Genomic DNA, 24,514 nt, shown 5'->3' on the forward strand with positions numbered 1-24,514 from the left:
TCTCGTCATGTCGAATCTTTTCAGGTTTCTATTAGAATTGATCCGAGTTATCATCATCTTATTTGCGGGCTTATCGTTGCTGTTTTTTGTTGAATCGAAACTGTTCTTGATAACACTGGAGGGAACTCCGTTTTTCCTGTTGTTTTTTGCGAATTTGTTGCTGATCCTTGTGTTCTACAGAAACAAGCTCCAGTTTAGCGGCTGGTATAAAGGCAAGGAGGTAAAGCGTCTATCTCCTCGAGCAACCAACGTCTTGATCGTAGTGGCACTCTTGGCATTTATATCGTCTCTTTTCCTCAAGAACAGCTGATAGGAAATTTAAATCATTACAAACCAAAATGCTCTTTCGCCAGCTCTTTATATCGTTCATCGTCAATTGTCTCTTTTGTCATGACCCCATCCACCCATTGCGTAAAGGAACTATTCGTCAACGTGATATTGCCTCTCTCCGTCAACTGCGTCAGCAAAGGGCTTTTATTAAAGGGAGACTGCTCATGCTCCGCGATAATCGTCTGAATCTCGTTTAATTCCGTTTCATCCGTCACCAGCTTATGCGAATCAAACGTATAACCGATCCTCCAGTCCGTATGCTTGTGCCGCAACTTCATTTCGAGTACATAATCGCCATACTCTGTATGCTCTTTCTTGACCCGAAACTCACCGTTGCGCGAAGAGACGGGCTCCCCGGTTAATGGAACAGGCTTCAATGGCAGGTTGGAACCGAATCCCGTATCGAGCAAATACGTTTTCCCCTCATAGGTAAGCAAAATTGTGGCATGCGTTCGGCCAATCGTGTAATACTCGCCAACGTCATGTCTGTAAACAACTCCGCGAATCAGCTGGGCGTCAAAGCCATTTTCCAGCAAGAAGAAATACAGTATCGGATTGAGTTCGTAGCAAAGGCCGCCTTCGTTTTTGACCAATATCTTCTCCATGATGGATTGTCTAGAGATTACCCTTGTTCGCTCATCCACAATGCACAGGTTTTCAAAAGGAATCGCCAATGCTGTCAGATCAAGCAGACGATCCAATGTATCGAAGGTAATCGCTTCATTTTCTGGCATACTGATTCTTTTTCGAAATAAGGCATTCAGCTCACTCATGCTTCTTCCCCCTAAATAGGTTCTCCCTCAAGTATACGCCAAGCTCCAGCACGATTTCTTTATATACCGAGCAGCTTTAGCTTCCGATACAAGGTGCGTAGCCCAATCCCGAGTTCTTCTGCCACCCGCTGCTTTCCTTTCAAATCACTGCCGTGCTTTTGCAACGAAGCGCGAATTGCGTCCGCTTGTGCATCGGCGACCCTTGCTTTGATAGCTGGACCTGAATACGCAGGAGCCATGAGAGGACGAGCACGAAGGCGCGGAGGTAAGCTGTCGACAGTCAGTACCGTGTCTTGCTCCATGTTCATGGCGTACTCGATGGCGTTTTCCAACTCCCGCACATTGCCCGGCCAGTGATAGTGCGTGAGCAGGTTGATCGCCTCTCGTGCTATTCCGAAGAAGGTGCGTCCTGCTTGCTCTCCGTACTTCTCCATAAATGAAACTGCCAAGAGCTCGATGTCTTCCTTGCGCTCTGCGAGTGACGGGACGTGTATCGGAATGACGTTCAACCGATAGTACAAGTCGGCACGAAACGCTTTTTTCTCCACGAGTTCCTCCAGGTTCTGGTTCGTCGCCGCGATGATTCGTACATTGATGGGAAACGACCGCGTACCGCCGATGCGTTCCACGACCTTTTCCTGCAAGACGCGCAGCAGCTTTGCCTGCAATGAGAGTGGCATATCACCGATTTCATCCAGAAAAAGCGTACCTCCCTCTGCCATTTCGAACCGCCCTGGCTTTCCTCCCTTTTTGGCACCGGTAAACGCGCCGTCCTCGTAACCGAACAATTCGCTTTCGAACAGATTTTCCGGAATGCTGGCGCAATTGATCGCGACAAACGGATAGTACGCTCGCTTGCTTGCCTCGTGAATCGCTTTTGCCAGATGTCCTTTGCCTGTCCCTGTTTCGCCGGTAATTAGTACCGTAGAGCTGCTGTTACCGATTTTCATCGCCATTTCTTTGACCTGTTTGATAGCTGGGCTATTTCCTACGATTTGAGCTAGGCTATCCGCTTTGCCAGACGAACGGATCCCTTGATGATCCATCAAACACGGAACAGTTAGCGCTCTCCTCTGCACACGAAGCACGCCGCCAATGAGCTGATTGTTGACGATGATAGGCGTGGCCTCGGTGGGAGCATCCAGCTTGTCAACGAGACAATTGGCGATCGGCAAGGAATGCGCAGCCATCCCGGATAATGACGGCAGTAGCATCCGTGAAACCTCCGCTGGCAGCAGTTCATGCTGGGTCAGCAGTCTACGCGCGCTGGCATTCGTGTGAATGACATTGCCACTTCGGTCAAAGGTGAAATACGCATCGGCAACGGTATCGAGAGCTCCCTCCAACAGTCGCATAGAGTCATCAGACGATTCGATCTGTCTCGTCGCATGGGACTGGACAATCGCCGTAATCATCTCGCTAACCTCTGTCAGGATTTGCTGGTATCTCTCTGTATGCTTGGATAGGCGATTTTGACCTTCCTTCGTAAAGGATGTGAGGGAAACGACCCCGATTGCATGATTGGCTACCTTAATAGAAGAGAGCAGCTCTACTTTGGCGGGGCAGCTGTCGAGAAAGCGGCATCCTTTACACATATCCATGGAGCCGGGTTTGTCTACCACGTACTGACCTTTTGCCAACACGAATTCAATCGAGGGCACATGCACATTTTCGCCTTTTTGTTTCAAGTAGCGCTCCGTACTCACGACCAATAGGCCGCGCTCATTAATCACCGCAGCATCCACGCTCAATATATCTGAAATGCTTGTAATGACCTTTTCGATGGCTGGTTTGTACAGATCCAACGAAACCATGGATATCCTCCCTGTTGATTGTCCTTGCTCTCCATTTTACGAAATATTTAGATAGTTCACAAACATTTTACCACTGATGTTTGCCAATAATGACAACTCATTGCCATTTTTGTCACCGCCAGGACGGTACGAAACACAGTCGGAGCCTCGTAGAATCAGCTTTTTTTGCGATCAGGCAAGGACCATGTCACTCGGCGTGGTTCATTCCGCTCTTGGCACAGTGATTGCATTATAAACTTTTCATCTAGGGGGAGTGATCAACCATGGTAAACACGAACGAGGTATTCCATTTGCAAGGAAAGGTAGCCTTGGTGACAGGCGCTGCTTCCGGTATCGGACTTGCAACAGCGAAACGACTGGCCCAATTCGGAGTAAGCGTCATGCTGCTTGATATCAACGAGGAGCTCGGGGAAAAGGCGGCACAAGAAATCGTAGCAGAGGGCGGGTCAGCCCGTTATTTTACATGCAATGTAGTTTCCCAACAGGATTGTCGTGAAGTAACGCAAGCGATCGAGGAAGCGTACGGTCGCATCGATATTTTATTCAACAACGCAGGCGTGATTAGAAGAAAGACGGTCGTCGAGCTGGAAGAAGATGATTGGGATCTGGTCGTCGATGTCTCCTTGAAGGGGGCTTACAACCTCTCGAAATTCGTCATTCCGGTCATGGCAAAAACAGGCGGAGGCAGCATCATTAACACTGGCTCTGGCTGGGGCATCAAGGGCGGCGACAAGGCTGCGGCCTACTGCGCGGCAAAAGCTGGCGTCGTCAACCTGACGCGGGCAATGGCGATTGACCACGGTCCGGAAAATATCCGTGTGAATTGCGTATCACCCGGTGATACCGACACACCTCTGTTGCGTGAAGAAGCGCGCCAGCTGGAAAAGGAAGAAGGGGCATTCCTCGTCTCCTCCGCCCAAGGACGTCCGCTAGAGCGTCTCGGTTCTCCGCAAGATATTGCCAATGCTGTCCTGTTCTTTGCCAGCGACCTGTCATCCTGGGTGACGGGTTCCGTACTGGTCGTCGACGGCGGCGGTTTGGCTTAATTTATCATCATTGAGACTGAATATTCCAACGAAGAAATGGAGGAACCATGAGATGAGCGTACAGCGTTATGCCCACCCGTATATTCCGAATTCTGCACCTGAAGTCAAAGAGAAAATGCTTAGCGAAATCGGCTTTTCCAGCATCGAGGATATCTATGCGGACATTCCCGGAGAGCTACGCCTACAAGAAAAAATGAACATCCCGAAAGCTTTGACCGAGTACGAGCTGGAGCGCCACGTCAACCAGCTGATGAACAAAAACCAAACCACAAAAGAAAATATCAGCTTCCTCGGCGCAGGCTGCTGGCCGCATTTTGTTCCGGCTGTCTGTGATGAAATCAACTCCCGCGCGGAGTTTCTGACGGCGTATGCTGGAGAGCCTTACGAAGACAAGGGGCGCTTTCAGGCGTTGTTCGAGTACCAAAGCCTCGTAGCTGAGCTGGTCGATATGGATGTCGTGAACGTTCCGACCTTTGACTGGGCACAGGCTGCTTCTACTGCTCTGCGCATGGCAGCACGTATCACCAAACGCACAGAGCTACTTGTCTCGAAAAATATCCATCCTGACAAGCTTTTGATCATCAAAAATTATACGTCTCCTGATCTTACCGTCACCTTGATCGATTTTGAGAACGAAACAGGCCGTCTTGACCTGAATGATTTAAAAGCAAAGCTCAGTGTAGCTACAGCAGCAGTTTACTTCGAAAACCCGACCTTCCTCGGCTCCGTGGAAGGAAACGGACAGATGATCGCGGACTTAGCTCACGCCGCTGGTGCCATTTGCGTAGTCGGCGTCGATCCCATCTCTCTCGGCGTCATGGAATCTCCGGCGAATTATGACGCGGACATCGTATGCGGAGATTTGCAGCCGCTTGGCGTACATATGCATTACGGTGGTGGGCAATCCGGCTTTATCGCGACGCATGACGATCCGACCTTCGTCATGGAATATCCGTCCCGCCTGTTTGGAATCGCTCCGACAGAGGTAGAAGGCGAATACGGCTTCGGAGATGTCGCGTACGACCGCACCTCTTTTGCCAAACGTGAAAAAGGCAAGGAGTCCGTCGGAACACAAACCGCGCTATGGGGCATTACCGCAGGTGTGTACTTGGCGACGATGGGTCCTGTAGGCATGGAAGAAGTCGGGCAAGGCATCATGCAACGCTCCCAATACGCCGCCAAACAGCTCTCTTCCATTCCCGGGGTCGAGGCCAAATTCGCCGCTCCTTTCTTCAAGGAGTTCGTGATCGACTTCTCGCAAACAGGCAAAGCCGTCAGAGACATCAACGCTGCGCTTCTCGCCAAAGGAATCTTCGGCGGAGTTGATTTGACTGAACACTTCCCTGAATTGGGGCAATGTGCGCTCTACTGCGTCACGGAGGTTCATACCCAGGAGGATATTGATACGCTCGTTTCTGCAATAAAAAACATCGTGTAAAAGGAGGAAATCGACCATGAAAACATCCGAAGGAACCATCGACAAAATGAAACGGATTCCGAGAGACCATAAGGTACGCCGCTTCCACCAAGCGAAGTGGGATGAGCCTGTCATTTTCGAGCTGAGCCAGCCCGGTGAGCGTGGCGTCGAGGTACCACCCGTCGAGCCACAAATCGTGGAGACCGTAGGCGATGGCATCTCTCAGCTCCCAGACAGCCTGCGCCGGAAAAAACGGCCGAATCTTCCCGAGATCAGTCAGTACCGCGTGATCCGTCATTACTCCCGCATTTCGCAGGAGGTTCTGGGGTCGGATTTCAACGTAGAGATCGGGCAAGGCACCTGCACGATGAAATACTCCCCGAAAATCAATGAACGCTTCGTGCGCTCGCCGAAAATGGCGGAGCTGCATCCGCTGCAGGACGAGTCCACTGTCCAAGGAATGCTGGAGATGACTTATCAGCTCGATCTGTACCTGCGCGAGATTTCGGGAATGGACAAATTCTCGTTCCAACCGGGTAGCGGCACACAGGCGTTGTTTACCCAAGCCTCTATCGTGCGCAAATACCACGAATCTCGCGGCGAAGGAGAACAGCGCAACGAGTTTATTACCACCCATTTTTCCCACCCGTCCCAAGCAGCGACGGCCGCAGTCAAAGGCTTCAAAATCATTTATGTACCTGCCGACAAAAACGGCTACCCTGATCTGGAAGCGCTAAAGGGCCTTGTCTCGGAGCGCACCGCTGCCTTTGCCGTAGCAAATCCAGAGGATACAGGCATTTACAACTCGCGCATCAAGGAGTTCACAGACGTCGTTCACGCCGCAGGGGGGCTGTGCTGCTACGACCAAGCAAACGCAAACGGCTTGCTCGGCATTACCCGCGCGCTGGAAGCAGGTTTTGACATGTGCTTCTTCAACCTGCACAAAACTTTTTCCGTCCCACACGCTTGCGGTGGACCTGCAACAGGTGCCATCGGGGTCACTGCTGAGCTTGCGCCATTCCTGCCAGGACCGATCGTAGACTTCGACGGAGAGCGTTATTTCTATAAGCGTGATTTGAAAAACAGCATCGGGAAAGTCCGCAGCTTTTACGGTGTACCACCTGCTGTTCTGCGCTCCTACGCTTGGGTCCGTGCACTTGGTGCTGACGGCTTGAAAGAAGTTGCCGAAATCGCTTGCCTCAACAACAACTATCTCTATCACAAAATCCTGCAAATCCGCGGTGCGAGCGCGCCCTATATACAAGGCCGACGTCTGGAGCAGGTTCGCTATAGCTGGCAGCAGCTAAAAGAAGACACGGGCGTCACGACATACGATGTTCAGCGCCGCATGGTCGACTTTGCCCACCATTACTGGACCAGTCACCACCCTTACGTCGTGCCAGAGCCGTTCACACTGGAACCAACAGAGTCCTATTCCATGGCGGAGCTCGACGAATACGTTGCGGCACTGACCCATATTTCACAGGAAGCCTATGAGAATCCGGAGATCGTCAAAACAGCGCCACACAATAGTACAGGTCACCGTGTCCTGGAGTCCGTACTCGATGATCCTGATCAATGGTGCATTACATGGAGAGCTTATTTGAAAAAGACGGCACAAGGATAAAAAGAAAGAAACGCCAGCACAGATACGACAAGTGCTGGCGTTTTTTTCGTTGTGGAAGTTCATTTTAGAACTGATTCGGGAACTGCTTAATGATGCCTGCTGTTAGCACATCCGCCAATGAGATGATGTGATCCTCACCTTTGTCAAACGTTTCAACGTCTGCTGCCCAGTCCTTTTTCAATCTCGCTTGGAGATTTCCGGTGAGCAGCTCCAGATGTTTGTACATAAAGTCCTTTAGTTCCTTTTCGGTCCAGTTGGGATTCGCGCTGCTTAAAAACTTGGCGATATTATCTGCGTTCCGGTACCAATCTTTATTTAATTTTGCCACACTCGCCTGATCACCATTTTTCGCAGCATCAATAATTTTGCCCGCAATGACGATATGCTCCGTGAGAAGCTTGCCAAGCTTGTTGCCTGCTTCCTCTCCATAGTAAGGCTTAATCGCATTCCCGATATCCGTCTGGTTTTTCAAAAGACGCGCCAGTACCTTGTCTTTGTCTTCCAGTCCCGCCAAAGCGCTGACCATATAACTCCTCGTCCATAGAATATGGTCGATCCAGAGCTTTCTCATATCGCCCTGCAATTTGACTTCTTTCGGCTTTATGCATTCCTGTTGCTGGCCGCTTCCTTGTAATTCCTTGGCTACAGCCATCACCGGTACGCCTAGCAAAGCAAGGCAAATCATCAGCATTGTTGCTTTCCTGAATATGGAAGTCATTTATTCCTTCTCCTTCTTTTGGTATGTAGGGAATCCCGCTGTTATTTTGAGCAAATTTGGCTTTTTCATTCGTCAAACATCTCAATCCTGTAAATTGACACTCTTTGCAAGCATCCTTATAGTTGTCTTATCAACAGTTGCACTGACTGCCTAACCTAGGAGGTTTCGCAATGAAATTAGATGAGTATATCGGCGTCATCGTGAAACGAACGGATTTAAAACTGAACAACTATTATCAAAAAGTATGCAATCCGTATAACATCACCATCGATCAGTGGATGATTTTTGTCGTGTTATGGGAAGAAGAAGGACTGACCCAGAACGAGTTGGCAGAACGCACCTACAAGGATAAAACGAATATCGCGCGGATGCTCTTTCTCATGGAAGAAAGAGGGTTCATTCATCGCGAAACAGATAAAAAGGATCGCCGCTCCCTTCGTGTCTATCTGACGGAAAAAGGGCGACTTTTAAAAGATGAGGTCCTTCCTCCCTCCATTGAGGCTTACGAGAAAACCATTGCAGGATTGACCGAAGAAGAAGTGAACCAATTTCGAAGAACACTCAATATCATTTATGAGAACGTGAAAAACTTCTAAAAACAAAAAATGTTGCGGGATGCCATTTTTTGTATATAATTAGTTGTTATAACAACAGTTTTTATAGCAACTTTCAAAGCAGATTATATACAAAAAGGAGTGATAATAATGAGCACAGAAGGGATTTGGAGCACGCATTACCGAGCGTTGACGATTGGTATTATTCTTGTGGTGACTGCTACAGCATTTGAAGGCTTGGCTGTCACGACAATCGCCCCCGGTCTTTCCCGAGAGCTACAGGGTGAGGATCTTTACGGGTGGGTATTCAGTGCTTATTTGTTGGCTCAGCTGATTGGAACCGTCGTCACAGGTCAATTTGTCGATAGAAAAGGGCCTGCCCAGCCTTTCATTGTCACAATCGTGCTCTTTGCTTTTGGCATTGTAGTTGCTGCAATTGCGCCAGATATGCTTACTTTACTGCTTGGGCGAGTCATGCAAGGATTCGGAGCCGGTGCCTTGGTCAATTGCGTGTATACCATGATTACTTTGCGTTACCCCGATTCCCTTCGCCCTCAGATTCTTGCTGTCTTCTCCAGCGCTTATATCCTTCCAGGCCTATTCGGACCGTATGTCGCCGGGATTATTGCGGAGCAGTTGTCGTGGAGATATGTCTTCTGGTTGATCCTTCCCTTTATCTTTCTGTCTGCACTCTTAACCACCCCCTCTTTCCGAGGCTTACAGCCGCCAAAAGCAAGCGCGGCAAACAATCGTAGTCTTCTTCTTCCTTTTTTCTTGGCCCTAGGGACTGGTGCCTTGCTTTTTGGGATGGGAAAAATCCCCTCTATCTACGGTATCCTGCTATCCATCGCGGGCTTGCTCACCCTCAGTGTCCCATTGTATAAGCTGATGCCGAAAGGAACGCTCCTCGCACGCTCAGGCTTACCTGCTGTCATCGCATCTCGGGGTCTTTTTGTTGCTGCCTATTACGGCACACAAACGTATCTCGTCCTTGGACTCACTTCGATTTTAGGTTTAACCGCCGACAAGGCAGGTCTAGCTGTTGCCTCCGCAGCAATCAGTTGGTCGCTGGCAGCCAATGTACAAGCAAAGCTGGACAAAAGAGACCAAGGCGCCGGTCGAAAAAAACGAATTATTATAGGTCTTGTCATCATGCTCATCGGAGTCGCATGCACCGTACCGCTGATGTTGATTCAACAAGACCTTTTCGGTATCGTGGTCGCGATTTTTAGCCAGATCATTATGGGCTTCGGAATCGGTTTGGCTCACCCGACAAGCGGTGCGATTGCGTTTTCTCTTGCAAAACCTGGTGAGGAAGGAAAAGTATCTGCTGAAATATCTATCGCGGATACGTTCACACCAGCGATTGTCATTGGGATGGGAGGAGCCATCGTATCTGTGATGACTGCTTTTGAGTTTTCACTTTCTGTTGGGATTACCGTATCCCTGCTCCTTCAGACGTTCATCGTCCTACTGGGGCTGGCGTCTGCTGCCCGACTGGCAACACGTTCCGTACCTGTTCAAGAAAAAAGGACACCTTAAAAAGGTGTCCTTTACCCAATGATCTTGGTCTTTTTCGCATTCTCCATCGACTTTTCAATAAGTCCGCTCAACGGACGCTTCAGCGCGAGCGCCACAAACAGGCTGATACCGATAAAGCCGAATAGTACGAGTATATCCCGAATCGCCGTTTCCCAGAGGATGCCGCCCACCCCTTCACGTAACAGGCTGATCGCATACGTAAACGGCATGTATGGGTTCAGCGCTTGGAAAAACGGTGAAGTCATGCTGATCGGGAACGTACCGCCCGAGCTGGAGAATTGAAATACCATGAAGATGATCGCTATGCCTTTACCCACGTTGCCGAAAACGGACACCAGCGTGTAGGTAATCGTGACGAACACCAGGCTGACCAGCATACCGAATAACACAAACGGAGCTTTATTCGCTACATAGGCCCCGAGGATGTAAATATCACCGAGCGTGACGAACAACGCCTGGAGCAGCCCGATTGTCACAAACGTTCCCAAGCGGCCGAGGTACAACTGATACGGCTTGTATACTCCGCCTGGATTTTCCGCATTCGGCTTCAGCAGAGAAATCAACAAGGTCGCACCTACCCACAGAGACAGCACACCGTAAAACGGCGACATGGCCGAACCATAATTCGGAATCGGGTATAGGCGGTTTTCCTTGATCTGCACGGGACTTGCGAGGAATTCGCTCTCTTTTTTAATGTCGCCGCGCAATAGCTTGGCAAGTTCGGCGAAGTTGTTGTTCGCCTCGACTTCTCTCAGCTTGTCAGCCGCCTGCCCAATGGCACTCTCCAGCTTGGGCAAATCGTCGCGAACCAATGCGGCAACTCTGTGGACTCCTGCCTCCACCTCCGGGAGCTTGTAGCGCACAAAATCAGCCAGCTTGGTCAAATCCGCCTCCGCTTTGGGCAGATCGTTCTGAACGAATGCCGCTGCCTCGTCGAGCTTTTTCCCGATAGTAGGAAGATTCCCTTTCAAGAACGGAGCTGCTACGCGAATAGCATTTGCAAAAGCATCCGATTTGCTTCTGAGCGTTTGCGCGAGCTCGTGGACTTGTGCCCGTATTTGCGGCATCTCCTGCTGGATTCGTTTCAATTCTGCCAATCCCAGCTCCAAGCCCGTCTTTGTCTCTTGGAGAATCGCTTCGATATCCGGAAGTTTTTCTTGGGCCTTATGCAGTAAATCGGCAGAGTCTCCTGTGATTACCTTTAGCCTTTCAATGCCCTCGGATATTTTCGGGACGATTTCGCTATCGTAACGGGACAGGATGTCTCCCAATTCCGCGCTGGTGTTTTTCGAGAGCTGATTCAGGCTCTCCACCAAATCTTTCGCAGGCTGCTTGCCGTTTTCCAACGCGCTTGCAATCATGCCGAGAACCTCGATTTGCCGGTTCATTCTGTTCTCAATCGTGCGCAGCCTCTCTGCGAACTGACTCAATGGCTGTCCAGGAATATAACTGTTTACTTTCTCTACAAGCGATGCGGTATGCCCTAAAACATTCGCGGCTCTGGCTAACCTGTCTTTCACGGCATTTACCTCGCTCGCAGTAGGCAGACGATCCGGATTGATTTGCAACAGTCTGTCCGTGAGTTGTGTGAGCGCATCCGAGGCTTGCTGGGCTAAGATGAGATTTTGCTTGATCACCGGTGCAATCGTTTCAAAAGCGCCGTCATGCTTCGTAAAAAAGTCATTGAGCTGATCGGCAACAGCCGCGCCCTTATCAGTCAGATCAGCGATACGCGGCAACGCATCTTGAGCAGCCGAAACGATCTCAATGGCCTGACTCGCTTTTTCTGTGGCCGTAGTCACTGCGTTTGCGACTTTATCGAAATTTTGATCCAGCTCTTCAATTCGTCCGACGGCTTGCTCAATCACCGGCAGCTTATCTTCCATCGCGATAATGACAGATGCCGCTTCATTGATTTTCGGCCAATTTTGCTGAATTTTGAGCACGGCCTGCCCAGCTTGATTGATTTCGGGGATTCTTTTTTCCACTTCTAGAATGATCTGCGCTTTCTCGTGAATCTCGGGAAGTTTCTTCTCAATCTCCAACACTTTTTGCCCTGCGGCACGAATCTCGGGAAGACTTTTTTCCAGTTGGAAAACGCCACTCTCAATTTTGCGGATGGTCGGCAATTGCTCTTCAATTTTAATGCCGATCTCTGTAAGCTTCGTCAGCAAGGCTTCACTGACACTTTCCGTAAAACTCTCGTTGATCTGCTTGGCAATCGCTGAAACACCTGACGAAGTGATTTTGGGTGCGACGGCGTTTACCTTTTCATTGACCGTATAGATCACTTCAGGCTTGTTCAGGTTGCCATGGACAATTCCCGTGATCTTTGTGGAAAAGTCAGCTGGGATCAGGATGCTGGCATAGTAATCGCCCCGCTCCACGCCCCGTCTGGCCTCTTCTTTGTCCACAAAGGTCCACCCTAGCTTCTGGTTGTTCTGCAAGCTCTTTATGAGCTCGTCTCCGATGTTGACCTTCTGATCGCCAACCGTGGCTCCCTGATCCTCGCTCGTCACCGCAACCTTGACACCTTGCGTATTGGCGTAAGGGTCCCATACTGATTTGATGTTGATCCAATCGTATAAACAAGGAAGGAGAATGATGGCGATGATCAGAAAAATCCCAGTCGGGACCTTGAAGATGTTAATCCAGTCCGTTTTGTAAATCTTCCATATAGACCGCATGTATGTACCACCTAGTAGGAAAGAATGGATGAATCTTTACACTCACATGACAGTTTACCATGGAAGGAAATGATCGGGAATGAGCTGTCAGTAGTAGCATGAGCCGCTGCATGCTAAATTATGATGAAAAGAGCCCAACCATCACTGGTCAGGCTCTTCCTAGTAAATCAGTAACTCTATTTTCTCACTTTTAACGTGTACTCGCTCGTATGACCATCGTTTTCGGCAACAATCGTCACTGTGGTTTTGTCCGGCGTATCCTCATGGACGGTTACCAGACCATCCTCACTAATCTCGGCATATTCCGTTTCCACGACACTGTAAGTGGTTCCTGTGCTTTCTTTGGTCATATCGCGTCGGCTGCGGTCCGTCATGATAGCCGATACGCTCATTTGAACCGTGCTACCAGGCTTTACTGTACTCTTTTTGGCGGACAGATTGATACTCTTAACCTCTGCAATCGTGAACGTCACTTTGGTCGATTTTTCTCCGTTGCTCACCTTGATGGTAACTTTTTTGCCAGGTCGCGCATCCTCGGAAATCTCGATCAAGCCGTTTTCATCCACGGTGACGCTGCTGTTGTCAGATTCATAGACGGTTCCGCTCTCTACATCAGTCAAATCCTGCTCGGTACGGTTCGAGAACCATCCGGTTACCTGGAGCTGGAGACTCTCACCCGGCAACAAGGATGCCCGGCCTGGTGTCACGTCCACTCTTTGCAGACCTGTATTTGCTACCATGTAGATGCCCGGCTTCTCGATTTCAAAGCTTGCGCGGTCACCCGTTTTGATGACATCTACTGTTTTGCCTTTGGAGGTCTTGAGGACGTTCCATACTCGCTTCGATTCATCATAGTACTGAGCCGTTAAATATTTTTCCTTCTGCTCGTACGGCAGAATCATGCGGACAGTCTCGCTGTCAAAGCGCTTCAATTCCTTGTTGTCTGCTTCTAGGCGAACTTCGTACATATCGCTGGCATTACCTGATTTCGAAGGCTTTTTGATATCGTCCGGCTTCGAGAGTTCGACGTGGATATCCGCACCGTCTTGCTCTTTGAGAAGCTCGCTGGACAGCCACACACCTGCGTCTTCCTTGTTCACCAGGGCTACATTGATTTGTTTTTGTGCCAATGCATCGACGATATCACCACTTAGTGTCATCGAAGATTTTTCTTCTTCCTTCGATTTTTTCGCTGCACGCACTTCATGACGAGTACCGTCCATGTGAATCTCGATTGTCTTCTCCAAGCCAAACAGCGATGCTTGCTTGTCCAGCGCTGTCTCGATGGCCTCTACTGCTTGGGCAAAACGTTCGATCTGAGCGACTACCTTCTCCGTATTTTCGCTACCGTCTGCTTCGATCGTGCTGACTTGTGTCAAAAGTTCAGCGATTGGTTCTTTCAGCTTTTTCACCCATTTTTCAGAGAGATCGTCTTTATCGAGCTTGGCAATCGTCATCTCTGCTACATGAGCCATGACTTTTACTGCTTGCTCCCATTGTTCTTGATCGTTTTTCTCGATCTCATCTACAACTGGCAAGAAAGCATTCTTCAACAGAGAGTAAGTCTGTTCTAACACTTGATCCTCATCGACGATATCCTCTTTCCACTTGGAAACCATCGCTGCCAAAACAGTATCCGTTGCATCGGAGACCAAAGCAAGATGCGTAGAATCACTGAGCTTGTCGTCCTTGATCAGCTTGGACAATTGCTTGATCGCATTCTCGGCTTGCTTCTCTACTACATCCTCATCTGTAGCGTTCTTAATGGCATCAGCAGCAGCACGATTGGCTTGGCGCAACTGCTCATCTGGCGTGAGTACAGGCGGATCTACCGGTGGTGTGACTGGCGGTACTTCGGTAAACGCATCCTTCAGTGCTGTTTGGGCAAAGTCCACTGACTCTGTGTCCTTTTGTTTGGAGAAAGCGAGAATTTTCGTCGCGCCATTCGGGATCTCCGTACCATTCGGCATCGCGTAGGTGACCTTATCGCCTGTCTTGGCTACAGATGCGATCGCTGACTGACCGGACAGCTTGCCCTCGTCGTTCCCCCAGTAGAGTACATACTCGTCAATGTTCGCTTCATTTGCCGCAGGAGTGATCGTAACGTCCCCGCCAATCACACCCTTATTTGTGTCCGCATCGGTAAAGGATACTGCCTGTGGTGCTTGTGCCTGCGTTTCATCGACAATCGTAAAGGTCACGCGGCCAAGCTCCAGATTATCGTTATCTGTGCGATACTCCGCTTCCCCGACATAAATCGCATCGTATTTGCCCGGAGCGAGCTTCAAATCCTTGAATGAGACCGTTCCGTTTGGTTGCTTCACGCCGCTCGTTTTCTGCTGAGCGATTGCTTTTACATTTTTGCCCAACTTCGTGCCTGTAGGGAAAATACCGATCCAGTCTTCTCTTACCGAGCTCGTGTATGCCACTTCAATTGCTTCTGACGACAGGTACTTCTCTTTCACCATATGAACCGTAGGATTGCTCAGGGTCAAATCTGGATCGGTAGAAGGGTCTACCACTGGAATTTTCTTGGATAGATCAATTTCATATTGTGCATTGGCGATCCAAGTGTCGTTTTTAAAATCTCTGCCTTTTACCAGGACTTTATCCTTGTAAACTTCCACGAAAAAGCCTTGGCTTCCGTCCTTGCCTGTATTGGCGTCTGTCCACAAATAAGAGGTAGCGCTCGCATTAAACATCGTGGCGTATTTGGCGTTGTACATCGTATCCTTCGCACCCAACTCCCAGTGTGTATGTCCACTGAACAGGAAAGCTCCAGGATGCTTCGCCAGGATCGTTTTCAATTCCGTATCTTGTCTGACACCGTACCAGTAATTGCTTTTGAGATAGCCATCATTGGCACCGGCTACCGTATTCTTCAGCGGCTGGTGATGGAAAATGAACGTCGGCTTGCCCCCAGACTCAGCCAGCTTTTCGTCGAGCCATTTCAACTGCGTTTCCGACAGGTAGGAGTAGTCTTTCAGCCCTTTTTCCGTGCCAAGGAAAATGAACTGATAGCCGTTGATCCACACATTGTAGTAGCTGGATTTCATGTTGGTGTACTTTTGGAACAGCTCGGAGAACTGCGTCCAGTCTCCCCAGCGAACATCGTGGTTTCCTTGCACAAAATACGTTTCTGGGAGTTGGTCCTTGTACATGTTAAAAATCCGGGCTAGCTCCATATATTGCGCTTCGGTTCCATTCTCGGTATTGTCCCCGATGGTCATGAGTCCGTCACTGTCCGGATTCAGCGCAACCATATCTTTGAAAGCATCTTCGAGGTTTTTATTATGAACGTGATCCTTGCTGGTTTGCACATGCATGTCGGTGATAACTTCGAAGCTGACCAATGGCTTCTCTTTCACCATTCCTGGGATCGTAAACTCTGCGCTCGCAGTCGTTTCACCCGCTGTTGAATCCGAGTAAGCGAGGAGCTTTGTCGCACCTTTTGGAATGACCGTGTTAGCTGGGATTGTATAGGTCGCATACATTTCACCAGGCGTAGTTGGAGGCTGTACTTGTGCGATGATCGGCTCTCCTGGCAGCCTTCCGACGTCATTTCCCCAGTACAGATTGTAATGAGTCACATTCGCAGGATCGGCAGGGATTTTGATTTTCACATCGCCTGCGATCTGGTCTGCATCGTCATCCGTATCGACAAAAGTAATGCCCGCAGGAGGATTCAAGGTAATGATCGAAAAAGGAGCCCGCTGAAAAATGTTATAGCCGTCATTTTGCATGTATAGCGCCTCGTACTCACCTTCTGGCAATGACTTCGTAAAGCTCATCGCACCATTCGGCTGACCGTTTGCACTCGTATATTGCCAAGCGAGAGAAGGATTGCTGCCCTGTGGAATAGCACCTGCTTTATACAGTCCGATCCAATCCTTCAAGGAAGCTCCTGTATACGACAAGGAAACCGGCTGACCATACAAATAGGTTTGCTTCTCCATCGTGACGATTTGCGCTCCTGCTGCCTGAACACCTTGGATCATAAAAGGTTGAGTCATTCCCATGAAGGCAACCGTAACACCCAGTACCATCGACATCGTTTTGTTTATCACTTTCATAATAAACGCGCACCTCATTTCGATCAGATTGATAGAGTCCGACTGATGATTTTCACACGACCTTGCTGCTGACTTTCAGACCAATGACACCAATCACAATGAGTGACATCCAAAGCATTTGCTGAAGATTGATCATTTCTTTGAATAAGAAAATACCGACGAATGTAATTAAAACAATCCCGACACCAGACCAGATCGCATAAGCGACACCGACCTGTATATAGCTAAGTGCGAAATTAAGCAGAGTAAAGCTGGCACCGTACAACAGAAACATCAGAATGGATGGCCACAGCTTGGTAAAACCCGCTGATAGTTTCATCGAGGTCGTACCTGCTAGCTCCAACAGAATAGCGAATGTGAGGAGAACCCATCCCCACCCGATCCCCTCATTCATGCCGTGATGCCTCCACCTTCAGCTGTGTGTAGGAAGAAATCACCGCTTCTGCTTCCTCCAGAATTTGTATCCGGTCGGAAGAGTCTTCCTTGCTCACAATACCAATGGTCACGGAAACCCCTGCGCTTTTCCCCATGCGTATATCGCCGCTCGTATCGCCGATGACAGCGACTTCTCTCGGCTTCAAACCCAATTGGGTACAAGCTTTTACCACCATGTCGGGATAAGGCTTGCCACGCTCTACCTGATCATTCCCGATAATGACTGGAAAATAAGAGCGAATGCCCATCCATTCTATATGCTTGATCGCTTCCTCTGTTTCGTCTGCGGTTACAATCCCCATAAACATTCCCTGGTCGCGACATTGATCGAGGAACGGAATCAGCCCCGGAATGGGATAGGCAGGACGAGTCTGCTCCATATCCTGATAAGCACGCTCTTTGCACTCTCTAGCGAGTCGCATTGATTCTCCCCACGTTAGTCCCTGACGATATCCCTGCCATGCCAGGATCGCAAGCAAATCACCAGTCGAGCCCATCGCTAACGGACCATTGATGCTGTAGTCGCATACGTGCCCGTCTTCATCGTGTACCGTCCCCCACAGCTCTGCGAGAGGAGCGATCTGGGCCGGCTGCGGAAGCTGGCTGGCAAAATGACGATGTACGGATTCGCTCCAGTACCCCCAGAGCCGCACAAACTCCAGCAAAGTACCATCCTTATCGAACAAAATCGCTTTGACCGTATATCTCTTGTTGTTAACAAGTAAGTCGGGCATCTTTTTCCCACCTGCATTCCATTTTGAATCGGATTTGACTTTACTCTTTCGTCCTGACGAGAAGCGCATCCGTTCTTTTCTGAATCTTGCCTGCCATCCACATGATCGCGGTACGTACCAACAGATTCGCCACGATGATTAACGTAGACATCGCAGCAGCTTGCGCGATATCACCTGAGTCCTCCTTATTCACAATCGCAACCGCAGCCGGTTTCAGGTCCGGTGCATACAAGAAAATAATGGCCGAGACCGTCACCATGCTATTGATGAAATAGTAGAGGAACACTTCCAAAATCGTCGGTAATGATAGCGGAACCGTAACCCGCAGCAATGTCCGATACCAAGGCACATTCATCGATTCCGATGCAGCCTCGAACTCGCTATCCAGCTTCTTCAGACCGGACGTCATCGTCAGGAAAGAAACCGAGTAGAAATGAACGATGTTACACAAAATGACGATCCAAATCGTGCCGTAAATGCCATGCAGAGGTTGATTCGGATTGTTGAAAAAGAATACGTAGATCAAACCGAGCACGAGTCCTGGCAATGCAAGCGGCAGCATGGACAGAAAATACGCTGACTGACGTAGCAGACGATGCCCGCGTGACTTCTCGATGAGATACGCGAACAAAAAAGTAGCGACTGTGCCAATCAATGCCGTCACAAACGCGATAAGCACGCTCGTCACAAACGGTCCTTCCCCATCCAAAAAGTCTTCGTAGTGCGTAAAGGAAATGGACAGATTGTACGGCCACACTTTTACAAGGGAGCCGTAAATAGCAACCAGGATGATGCTAATAATCACAGCGGACACGGCGGAGCAAAGCACGTAGAACAATCCATCCCGCAGTTTGTTGCGTTCAATTCGGTAAGGGGTTGACTTCGCGCTCAACCAGCCGCTCTGTTTACGCTGGGAGATGCGATCAATCACAAATGAAATGACGGCTGGTATCAACAGCAGAACCCCAACAGCAGCACCCATTTGCATGTTCTGTTGCCCGATAACCTGCTTGTACAAATCTGTCGCCAGCACGTTGTACTGCCCGCCGACCACTTTGGGAGCCCCGAAGTCGGTAAAGGTCAAGACGAAGCAGACAAAAATGGCACTGATCAGCGCAAATCTCGTACCCGGTACCGTGACCGTCCAAAATGTGCGCCACTTGGACGCCCCGAGCGTCTCTGCCGCTTCATACATCCGGTAATCTGCACTTGCGAGTGCCACCGACAGCATCAGAAACGCCTGTGGAAACGTATAGAGTACTTCCGCCATCACAATCCCGATAGGCCCGTAGAGCTCAATGCGGAATTCCGGCAACAGCCCAAAAAATCCGGTAGAAATCAGCCCTTGATTGCCAAACAGGTAGGTCAGCGCCAAGCCGTGCAGCATAGATGGTGCGAATAGCGGCAAGAGCGCAACAGACCGATAAAACCATTTGCCGCGGATTGCGCTTCTCTCCAGTGCGTAAGCAAATCCGAAGCCTAACGTAACGGCAACGATCGTCGTGACCGTCGACACCTTAATGGAATTCCACAATGACATCACGAGAGCCGGCGTAGAGAAGTAATTGGCAAAGTGCATGAGTCCGATGAAATTCCCGTCTCGATCTGTAACTGCCTTGATCACCAGCTCACCAAGCGGCAGCAGGATGGCGAACAACAACGCGATGGTCATGCAGACGATGATCGCGTTTTGGCTCCATTGGTTGGCATCTGGGCGTATTCGTTTTAACCAGGTGTCCATATCGTGTGCCCTCCTTAGCCAACAGCCAGGTCTGCCGTATCATCAAAACGGATGACATGCTCTGGCGGCAGAGTGAAGGCAATTTTTTGATCCGGCCAAACATGATGAGACACCATAGCATGTGCCGGGACATCAATCGTGACAAACTGTTGCAACAAAGTACCTTGTGGACCGAGCAACTCTGCCACAATCCGATAATGCGTACCGCGATATTCCAGCTCGCGTACGATTCCTTGTCTTCCTTTTTCATGACCGTCACCCAGCAATTGGACATGCTCCGGACGGATGGCTAGCATAGCTTGATCCGAGTGTTTATCCGACTGGATAAAGCTGATGGCTCCGATAAAATCAGCGACAAATGGGGTTTTGGGACGCTCGTACACATCTTTTGGCGTACCGACCTGAATGATGCGCGACTGGTTCATAACCACGATGCGATCCGCCATCGTCAGCGCTTCCTCTTGATCGTGCGTTACCATAATTGTCGTCATCCCGAATTGATGATGGAGCCGACGAATTTCGTTCCTGAGTTTGGCACGAACCTTGGCGTCCAGTGCAGATAATGGCTCGTCCAAGAGCAAGCAGTCCGGCGAAAACGCCAAGGCCCTCGCCAGTGCTACCCGCTGCTGTTGCCCTCCTGATAATTGGGCCGGGACTTTGTTGCGATGTTCTCCCAGCTCAACCAGATGAAGCATTTCCTCTACCCGATCAGCAATTTGTGCCTTGGAGAAGCGATTACGCAATCCGTAAGCAATGTTTTCACTGACCGTCAAATTCGGAAACAAAGCGTACGATTGAAACATCATGCCAAAATTCCGCTTCCCTGCTGGCAGAGAGGTAATATCCTTCCCGGCGATGACGACGCTCCCTTGATCCGCTTTTTCCAGTCCTGCGAGGATGCGCAACAACGTTGTTTTACCGCAGCCGCTCGGTCCGAGCAGACAGATGAATTCATTCTTGGCAATGTCCAGTTGAATGTCTTGAAGCGCTGTGTGCTTCCCAAATCGCTTAGCGAGATTGCGTAATGACAAATAGCCTTGCTCCATCACAAATGCTCCTTTATTCGTTACTTTTTCGGTTCAGCCTTGGAGCCGTACTTCTGCTCCCACTCTTTCAGAATGCCTTCGCGGTCTCTTGCTGCTTGATACAAGTCCAGCTTGGTCAGCTGCGATACCGGATCTTGTTTGTAGCCTTCTGGAATTTGACTTCCTTCTTGCTTGATGCTCAAAATCGCGTAGTTTTTGTTGTATTCCTTCATCGGCTCATCGCTGATCGCCCAGTCGAGGAACAATTTTGCTTCTGGCTTGATGTCCTTTTTATTTACGAGCGCGCTCGCTTCCATATCCCAGCCCGAGCCTTCTTTCGGGAACACGACTTCGACTGGAGCTCCTTTTTTCTGTTCCTGAATGCCGCTGTATCCATAAGAGATACCGATTGGCGCTTCACCAGCAGACGCCATCTTCGCCGGCTTGGAGCCAGAGTGCGTGTAGACCATCATGTTTTCATGCAGCTTGTCCATGTATCCCCAAGCCTTGTCATTGCCGTACAACTGATGCAGGGCGTTGACGGTCAAGTAGCCTGTTCCAGAAGAAGCAGGGTGAGGCATCGCGATTAAGCCTTTGTATTCTGGTTTGACCAAATCTTCGTACGACTGTGGGATGGCCAGATTGCGCTTTTCCATCTCTGCTTTGTTAATAATAATGGCTGTCTCCCAAATATCCATGCCTACCCATTTCGGCGGGTTGGCCTTGTCCTTGAATTCAGGCAGTACACGATCTACGCCTTTGGGAGCATATGGCGCAAGCATTTGCCTATCATCCATCACCAAAAGACTAGTAGCAGCCAGTCCCCAGACTACATCAGCCTGCGGGTTGTCCTTTTCGGCAATCAGCTTGGCTGTCATGATGCCAGTGGAGTCACGAACGATGTTTACTTTGATATCCGGATACTGCTCTTTGAAAGAAGTCAGATACGTCTTGATCTGTTCATCTTCAATTGCGGTATACACATTGATTTCTCCAGATGCGTTAGACACAGTAGCCTCCGAACCGGTTTGCCCACTGCTCGATGCTGTTCCCTCTGTCTTCGGTGCTCCGCAGCCTGCCAACAAACTCGTAACGACCAACGTTGCTGCCATCACATTCCACTTGATTTTCACTGTGATTCTCCTTTTCTGAAAGAAAGTATCGGATAAAAACCATCTGTGTTCAAAAAATATTGTACATTCGCATTGTGTTTCGCCCATGAAACCACTGTTAATTGAGCATTAAGATTACGTAAATGCTCATAACAATAGCTTTATCACTGTGTAGAAAAACTTTTTGCTATAATGGAAGTATCATACAAAAAGAATTGAACGAAATAATGATGACGGTGGCACGAGAGGGAAGTGAATATTCGCATGTCTTTGAACGAGGAAAATGTACCAGAGGAAAAACGCCTCCATATCCGTAAGCAAATGATCGAAGCCATAGCAGAAACGATGGACTTGTATGGCGCTACTCATTCCTCGGGTCAGCTTTACGGTGTCATGTTCTTCGAGAATCGTCCGATGACGCTCGACGAGATGAAAACACAGATGAACATGAGCAAAAGCAACATGAGCTATGCAGTGAGATCCTTAATGGAATCCCGCATGGTCAAAAAACTCGAGGAAAAGCAGGAACGAAAAGAGCTGTATGCGGCGGAGACCAACTTCTTCACAGCGTTTCAAAACTTCTTCACATACAAGCTGCAGCGTGAAGTCGATGTGATGACTGGTGCCATCGACCAGGCAATTCCTGAATTAACCGAGCTGATCCTTCAGGAAAGTACCTCTGATGAGGAACGAAAGCTCGCCCTCCAAGATTTGCACAAGCTCAGACATGCAAAAAAGTATTATGAATGGTTACAAAATTTTGTGTATACCTTGGAACAAGGTGATTTTTTCGAAGAAGAGCCCGAATAGAAAAAAGCCATCTTTCTCTCCAAAGCTAGAGGAAAAGATGGCTTTCCTTTTTACTTTTTCTTCTCTTGACGCACCAAATACAAGAAGTACGGAACACCGATGACCGCCGTCACAATACCCGCGGGAATCTCAAGCGGAGGATTCAGTCCCCTCCCCAATGCATCTGCAATGACGAGAATCAGCGCTCCCAAAACCGCCGCACCTGGCAACAGATAACGATGCTGATGACCGAACAGCTTTCTCGCCATATGTGGAGCAATCAATCCCACAAAGCCGATCGAGCCAATCGCCGCTACACATGCGCCTGCCAATGCAACCGCGAGCAGCAAGAGCATATAGCGTGTTCGCACGACATTCAGTCCGAGCCCCGTAGAGCTCCCTTCATCCAGACTGATAATGTCTAGCTTTCGATGCAGAGCAAGGCTAATGGGAATGAATACGAGCAGCCACGGCAGCAAAGCATAAATTTCATCCCAGCCTTTCCCCCACAAGCTCCCTGCCAGCCAGACAAGTGAATCATTGGCTTGCATCGGATACTTCACCATGATGAATTCTGTCAACGCTTGGCAGATCGCCCCTACTCCCATGCCGACCAAGGCAAATGTAGTTGGCTGTGCACCGCTTTTCCGAGCGAAATAAATGAGGGCAATCGCTACCGCCAGCGCTCCCAAAAACGCGACAATTGGGAGAAGAAGCGGTGAAGCGGTCGGAAACAGAATGATGACAACAACCGCGAACAAGCCCGCGCCTTTGGTTACACCTACGACATCTGGAGATGCCAGCGGGTTACGGATCATTCCTTGCAAAATCACACCAGCGATCGCGAAGCCCGCTCCAGCAAGAATCGCGAGCAACGCCCGCGGCAATCGATAGTTTTCAATCATAAACGTAAGCGACGAAGATTCTCCCACGATCACCCGAATGATTTGATCAGGGCCGATAAAGATCGGGCCGATCCCCATGCTAAGCAATGCTGCCACTAAGACTAAGGCACCGAGACCAATCAAGCGCAGGGTGTTTTTCCGCGACGTCATACCATTTCCCTCCCCTTTTTTCTCGCCAAGTAAAGAAAGAACGGGGTTCCCAGGAGAGCCGTTACAATTCCTACAGGAGACTCAAACGGATAGGAAATCAAACGAGCCAGTACATCGGAGATTGTCACCAAGACAGCGCCACCAAGCGCAGACACAGGGATAACGACACGATAGTCCGTACCCACGAGCCTCCTTACGATATGCGGAACCATCAGTCCGACGAACCCAACAGCTCCGGCGACAGCAACAGAGGCACCTGCCAAAATAACGACCACAACATAAGACAGCAGTCGGACGCGGGCGATTTTTTGTCCCAACCCCATCGCGACTTCCTCCCCTAGTCGAAACACAGACAAAGAGCCGGACAGCCAGATCGCCAGCAGGAGTCCTCCCATCGACCATGGCAAAATCAATTGTACATCCGTCCAAGCCGCTCCACTAATGGAGCCAGACAACCAGTACAATACATTCGATATGTGTTCGTTAAAGATGATAATTCCCTTCGTAATGGAGGTGAGCAGCAGGTGGATGGCCATTCCTACCAACGCAATCTTGAGATTGGTCATCCCGCGGGAAGCTGCGAATCCAAAGACAACAAGTCCCCCGATAATCGCTCCAGCAAATGCAAAATAGATGAGATTGGCTTTCCCGATATCCGGTAAAAACACAATCGCGAGTACGACCACCAGACAAGCCCCCGCATTCACGCCAAATACTTGCGGGGATGCCAGTGGATTGCGGGTAACAGCCTGCATCACGGCGCCTGCCACAGCCAAGTTCGCCCCGATGATAGCTCCCAGCACGGCTCTCGGAACTCGGATGGTTTGGAAAATCAAGAGCTCCTTGGAGTATTCACCCGATAGCCAATGCGTCACTAATGATCGAATCTGAAGCGAAGCTACTCCGGTAAACAAGCTCAGCAACAAACCAATGAGCAAGAGGATTGCCAAACCGATTGCAATGAGGACAAAGGTACCTTTTCGTTGTCGTGTCGTTGTTTTCTGCAATACAAGCCACCTCGATCAATTACCACGTGCAAGAA

The 24,514-nt window shown here is 49.6% G+C and carries 19 protein-coding genes; 7 read left to right on the top strand and 12 right to left on the bottom strand.

What is annotated here, in order from left to right; genetic code table 11:
• The first annotated feature begins 7 nt into the window (after window positions 1–7).
• Window positions 8–310 (top strand): hypothetical protein, encoded by a 303-nt coding sequence (locus ACQ5DJ_RS11195; protein WP_429842531.1) that lies wholly within the window; start codon window positions 8–10, stop codon window positions 308–310.
• 16 nt (window positions 311–326) lie between these two features.
• Here the strand turns inward: ACQ5DJ_RS11195 and ACQ5DJ_RS11200 are convergent, their stop codons facing one another.
• The gene (locus ACQ5DJ_RS11200; RefSeq protein WP_429842532.1) at window positions 327–1,103 is read right to left on the bottom strand and encodes an arylamine N-acetyltransferase family protein; all 777 of its coding nucleotides are present in this window, start codon (window positions 1,101–1,103) and stop codon (window positions 327–329) included.
• 59 nt (window positions 1,104–1,162) lie between these two features.
• Window positions 1,163–2,917, bottom strand: coding sequence for a sigma-54 interaction domain-containing protein (locus tag ACQ5DJ_RS11205; RefSeq protein WP_429842533.1), 1,755 nt, complete (start codon window positions 2,915–2,917; stop codon window positions 1,163–1,165).
• Between the two features lie 263 nt (window positions 2,918–3,180).
• Here ACQ5DJ_RS11205 and ACQ5DJ_RS11210 point away from each other — a divergent pair, with 263 nt between their 5' ends.
• Genes ACQ5DJ_RS11210 through gcvPB form a run of 3 tightly spaced genes read left to right on the top strand, consistent with a single transcriptional unit; the run spans window position 3,181 to window position 7,007 of the window.
• Window positions 3,181–3,963, top strand: a complete 783-nt coding sequence (locus ACQ5DJ_RS11210; RefSeq protein WP_429842534.1) for an SDR family NAD(P)-dependent oxidoreductase — start codon at window positions 3,181–3,183, stop codon at window positions 3,961–3,963.
• Window positions 3,964–4,015: 52 nt separating this feature from the next.
• Complete coding sequence (gcvPA, locus tag ACQ5DJ_RS11215; RefSeq protein ID WP_429842535.1) at window positions 4,016–5,401, top strand: aminomethyl-transferring glycine dehydrogenase subunit GcvPA; 1,386 nt, start codon at window positions 4,016–4,018, stop codon at window positions 5,399–5,401.
• A 16-nt stretch (window positions 5,402–5,417) separates the two neighbouring features.
• A complete protein-coding gene (gene gcvPB, locus ACQ5DJ_RS11220; RefSeq protein ID WP_429842536.1) occupies window positions 5,418–7,007 on the top strand; it encodes an aminomethyl-transferring glycine dehydrogenase subunit GcvPB in 1,590 nt (529 codons plus the stop codon).
• A 64-nt stretch (window positions 7,008–7,071) separates the two neighbouring features.
• Here gcvPB and ACQ5DJ_RS11225 read toward each other — a convergent pair whose 3' ends face one another.
• Window positions 7,072–7,725 (bottom strand): glycosyltransferase, encoded by a 654-nt coding sequence (locus ACQ5DJ_RS11225; protein ID WP_429842537.1) that lies wholly within the window; start codon window positions 7,723–7,725, stop codon window positions 7,072–7,074.
• 170 nt (window positions 7,726–7,895) lie between these two features.
• Here ACQ5DJ_RS11225 and ACQ5DJ_RS11230 point away from each other — a divergent pair, with 170 nt between their 5' ends.
• Window positions 7,896–8,321, top strand: coding sequence for a MarR family winged helix-turn-helix transcriptional regulator (locus ACQ5DJ_RS11230; protein ID WP_088910000.1), 426 nt, complete (start codon window positions 7,896–7,898; stop codon window positions 8,319–8,321).
• A gap of 108 nt (window positions 8,322–8,429) precedes the next feature.
• A complete protein-coding gene (locus ACQ5DJ_RS11235) occupies window positions 8,430–9,821 on the top strand; it encodes an MFS transporter (protein WP_429842538.1) in 1,392 nt (463 codons plus the stop codon).
• An 11-nt stretch (window positions 9,822–9,832) separates the two neighbouring features.
• Here the strand turns inward: ACQ5DJ_RS11235 and ACQ5DJ_RS11240 are convergent, their stop codons facing one another.
• From ACQ5DJ_RS11240 to ACQ5DJ_RS11270, 7 genes are all read right to left on the bottom strand, one after another.
• On the bottom strand, window positions 9,833–12,508 hold the full coding sequence (locus tag ACQ5DJ_RS11240; RefSeq protein WP_429842539.1) for a YhgE/Pip family protein: 2,676 nt from the start codon (window positions 12,506–12,508) through the stop codon (window positions 9,833–9,835).
• Window positions 12,509–12,684: 176 nt separating this feature from the next.
• On the bottom strand, window positions 12,685–16,581 hold the full coding sequence (locus ACQ5DJ_RS11245; RefSeq protein WP_429842540.1) for a metallophosphoesterase: 3,897 nt from the start codon (window positions 16,579–16,581) through the stop codon (window positions 12,685–12,687).
• Window positions 16,582–16,633: 52 nt separating this feature from the next.
• Window positions 16,634–16,975, bottom strand: coding sequence for a DMT family transporter (locus ACQ5DJ_RS11250; protein ID WP_392429638.1), 342 nt, complete (start codon window positions 16,973–16,975; stop codon window positions 16,634–16,636).
• Window positions 16,968–17,750: an HAD family hydrolase gene (locus ACQ5DJ_RS11255; RefSeq protein ID WP_429842541.1), complete on the bottom strand. Its 783-nt coding sequence runs from the start codon at window positions 17,748–17,750 to the stop codon at window positions 16,968–16,970. Before ACQ5DJ_RS11255 ends, ACQ5DJ_RS11250 begins: the two co-directional genes overlap by 8 nt.
• A 40-nt stretch (window positions 17,751–17,790) precedes the next feature.
• Window positions 17,791–19,491 carry a putative 2-aminoethylphosphonate ABC transporter permease subunit gene (locus ACQ5DJ_RS11260; protein ID WP_429842542.1) on the bottom strand — a complete coding sequence of 567 codons (1,701 nt, stop codon included), beginning with the start codon at window positions 19,489–19,491 and terminating at the stop codon, window positions 17,791–17,793.
• Between the two features lie 14 nt (window positions 19,492–19,505).
• Complete coding sequence (locus tag ACQ5DJ_RS11265; protein ID WP_429842543.1) at window positions 19,506–20,537, bottom strand: ABC transporter ATP-binding protein; 1,032 nt, start codon at window positions 20,535–20,537, stop codon at window positions 19,506–19,508.
• Window positions 20,538–20,557: 20 nt separating this feature from the next.
• Complete coding sequence (locus ACQ5DJ_RS11270; RefSeq protein ID WP_429842544.1) at window positions 20,558–21,649, bottom strand: putative 2-aminoethylphosphonate ABC transporter substrate-binding protein; 1,092 nt, start codon at window positions 21,647–21,649, stop codon at window positions 20,558–20,560.
• Between the two features lie 243 nt (window positions 21,650–21,892).
• Here ACQ5DJ_RS11270 and ACQ5DJ_RS11275 point away from each other — a divergent pair, with 243 nt between their 5' ends.
• Window positions 21,893–22,438, top strand: a complete 546-nt coding sequence (locus tag ACQ5DJ_RS11275; protein ID WP_429842545.1) for a GbsR/MarR family transcriptional regulator — start codon at window positions 21,893–21,895, stop codon at window positions 22,436–22,438.
• 50 nt (window positions 22,439–22,488) lie between these two features.
• Here ACQ5DJ_RS11275 and ACQ5DJ_RS11280 read toward each other — a convergent pair whose 3' ends face one another.
• Complete coding sequence (locus ACQ5DJ_RS11280; protein ID WP_429842546.1) at window positions 22,489–23,472, bottom strand: FecCD family ABC transporter permease; 984 nt, start codon at window positions 23,470–23,472, stop codon at window positions 22,489–22,491.
• Window positions 23,469–24,479, bottom strand: a complete 1,011-nt coding sequence (locus tag ACQ5DJ_RS11285) for a FecCD family ABC transporter permease (protein ID WP_429842547.1) — start codon at window positions 24,477–24,479, stop codon at window positions 23,469–23,471. Before ACQ5DJ_RS11285 ends, ACQ5DJ_RS11280 begins: the two co-directional genes overlap by 4 nt.
• Between the last annotated feature and the right edge of the window lie 35 nt (window positions 24,480–24,514).

The sequence above is a fragment of the Brevibacillus sp. FIR094 genome, assembly GCF_050477165.1.
Taxonomy (GTDB): Bacteria; Bacillota; Bacilli; order Brevibacillales; family Brevibacillaceae; genus Brevibacillus.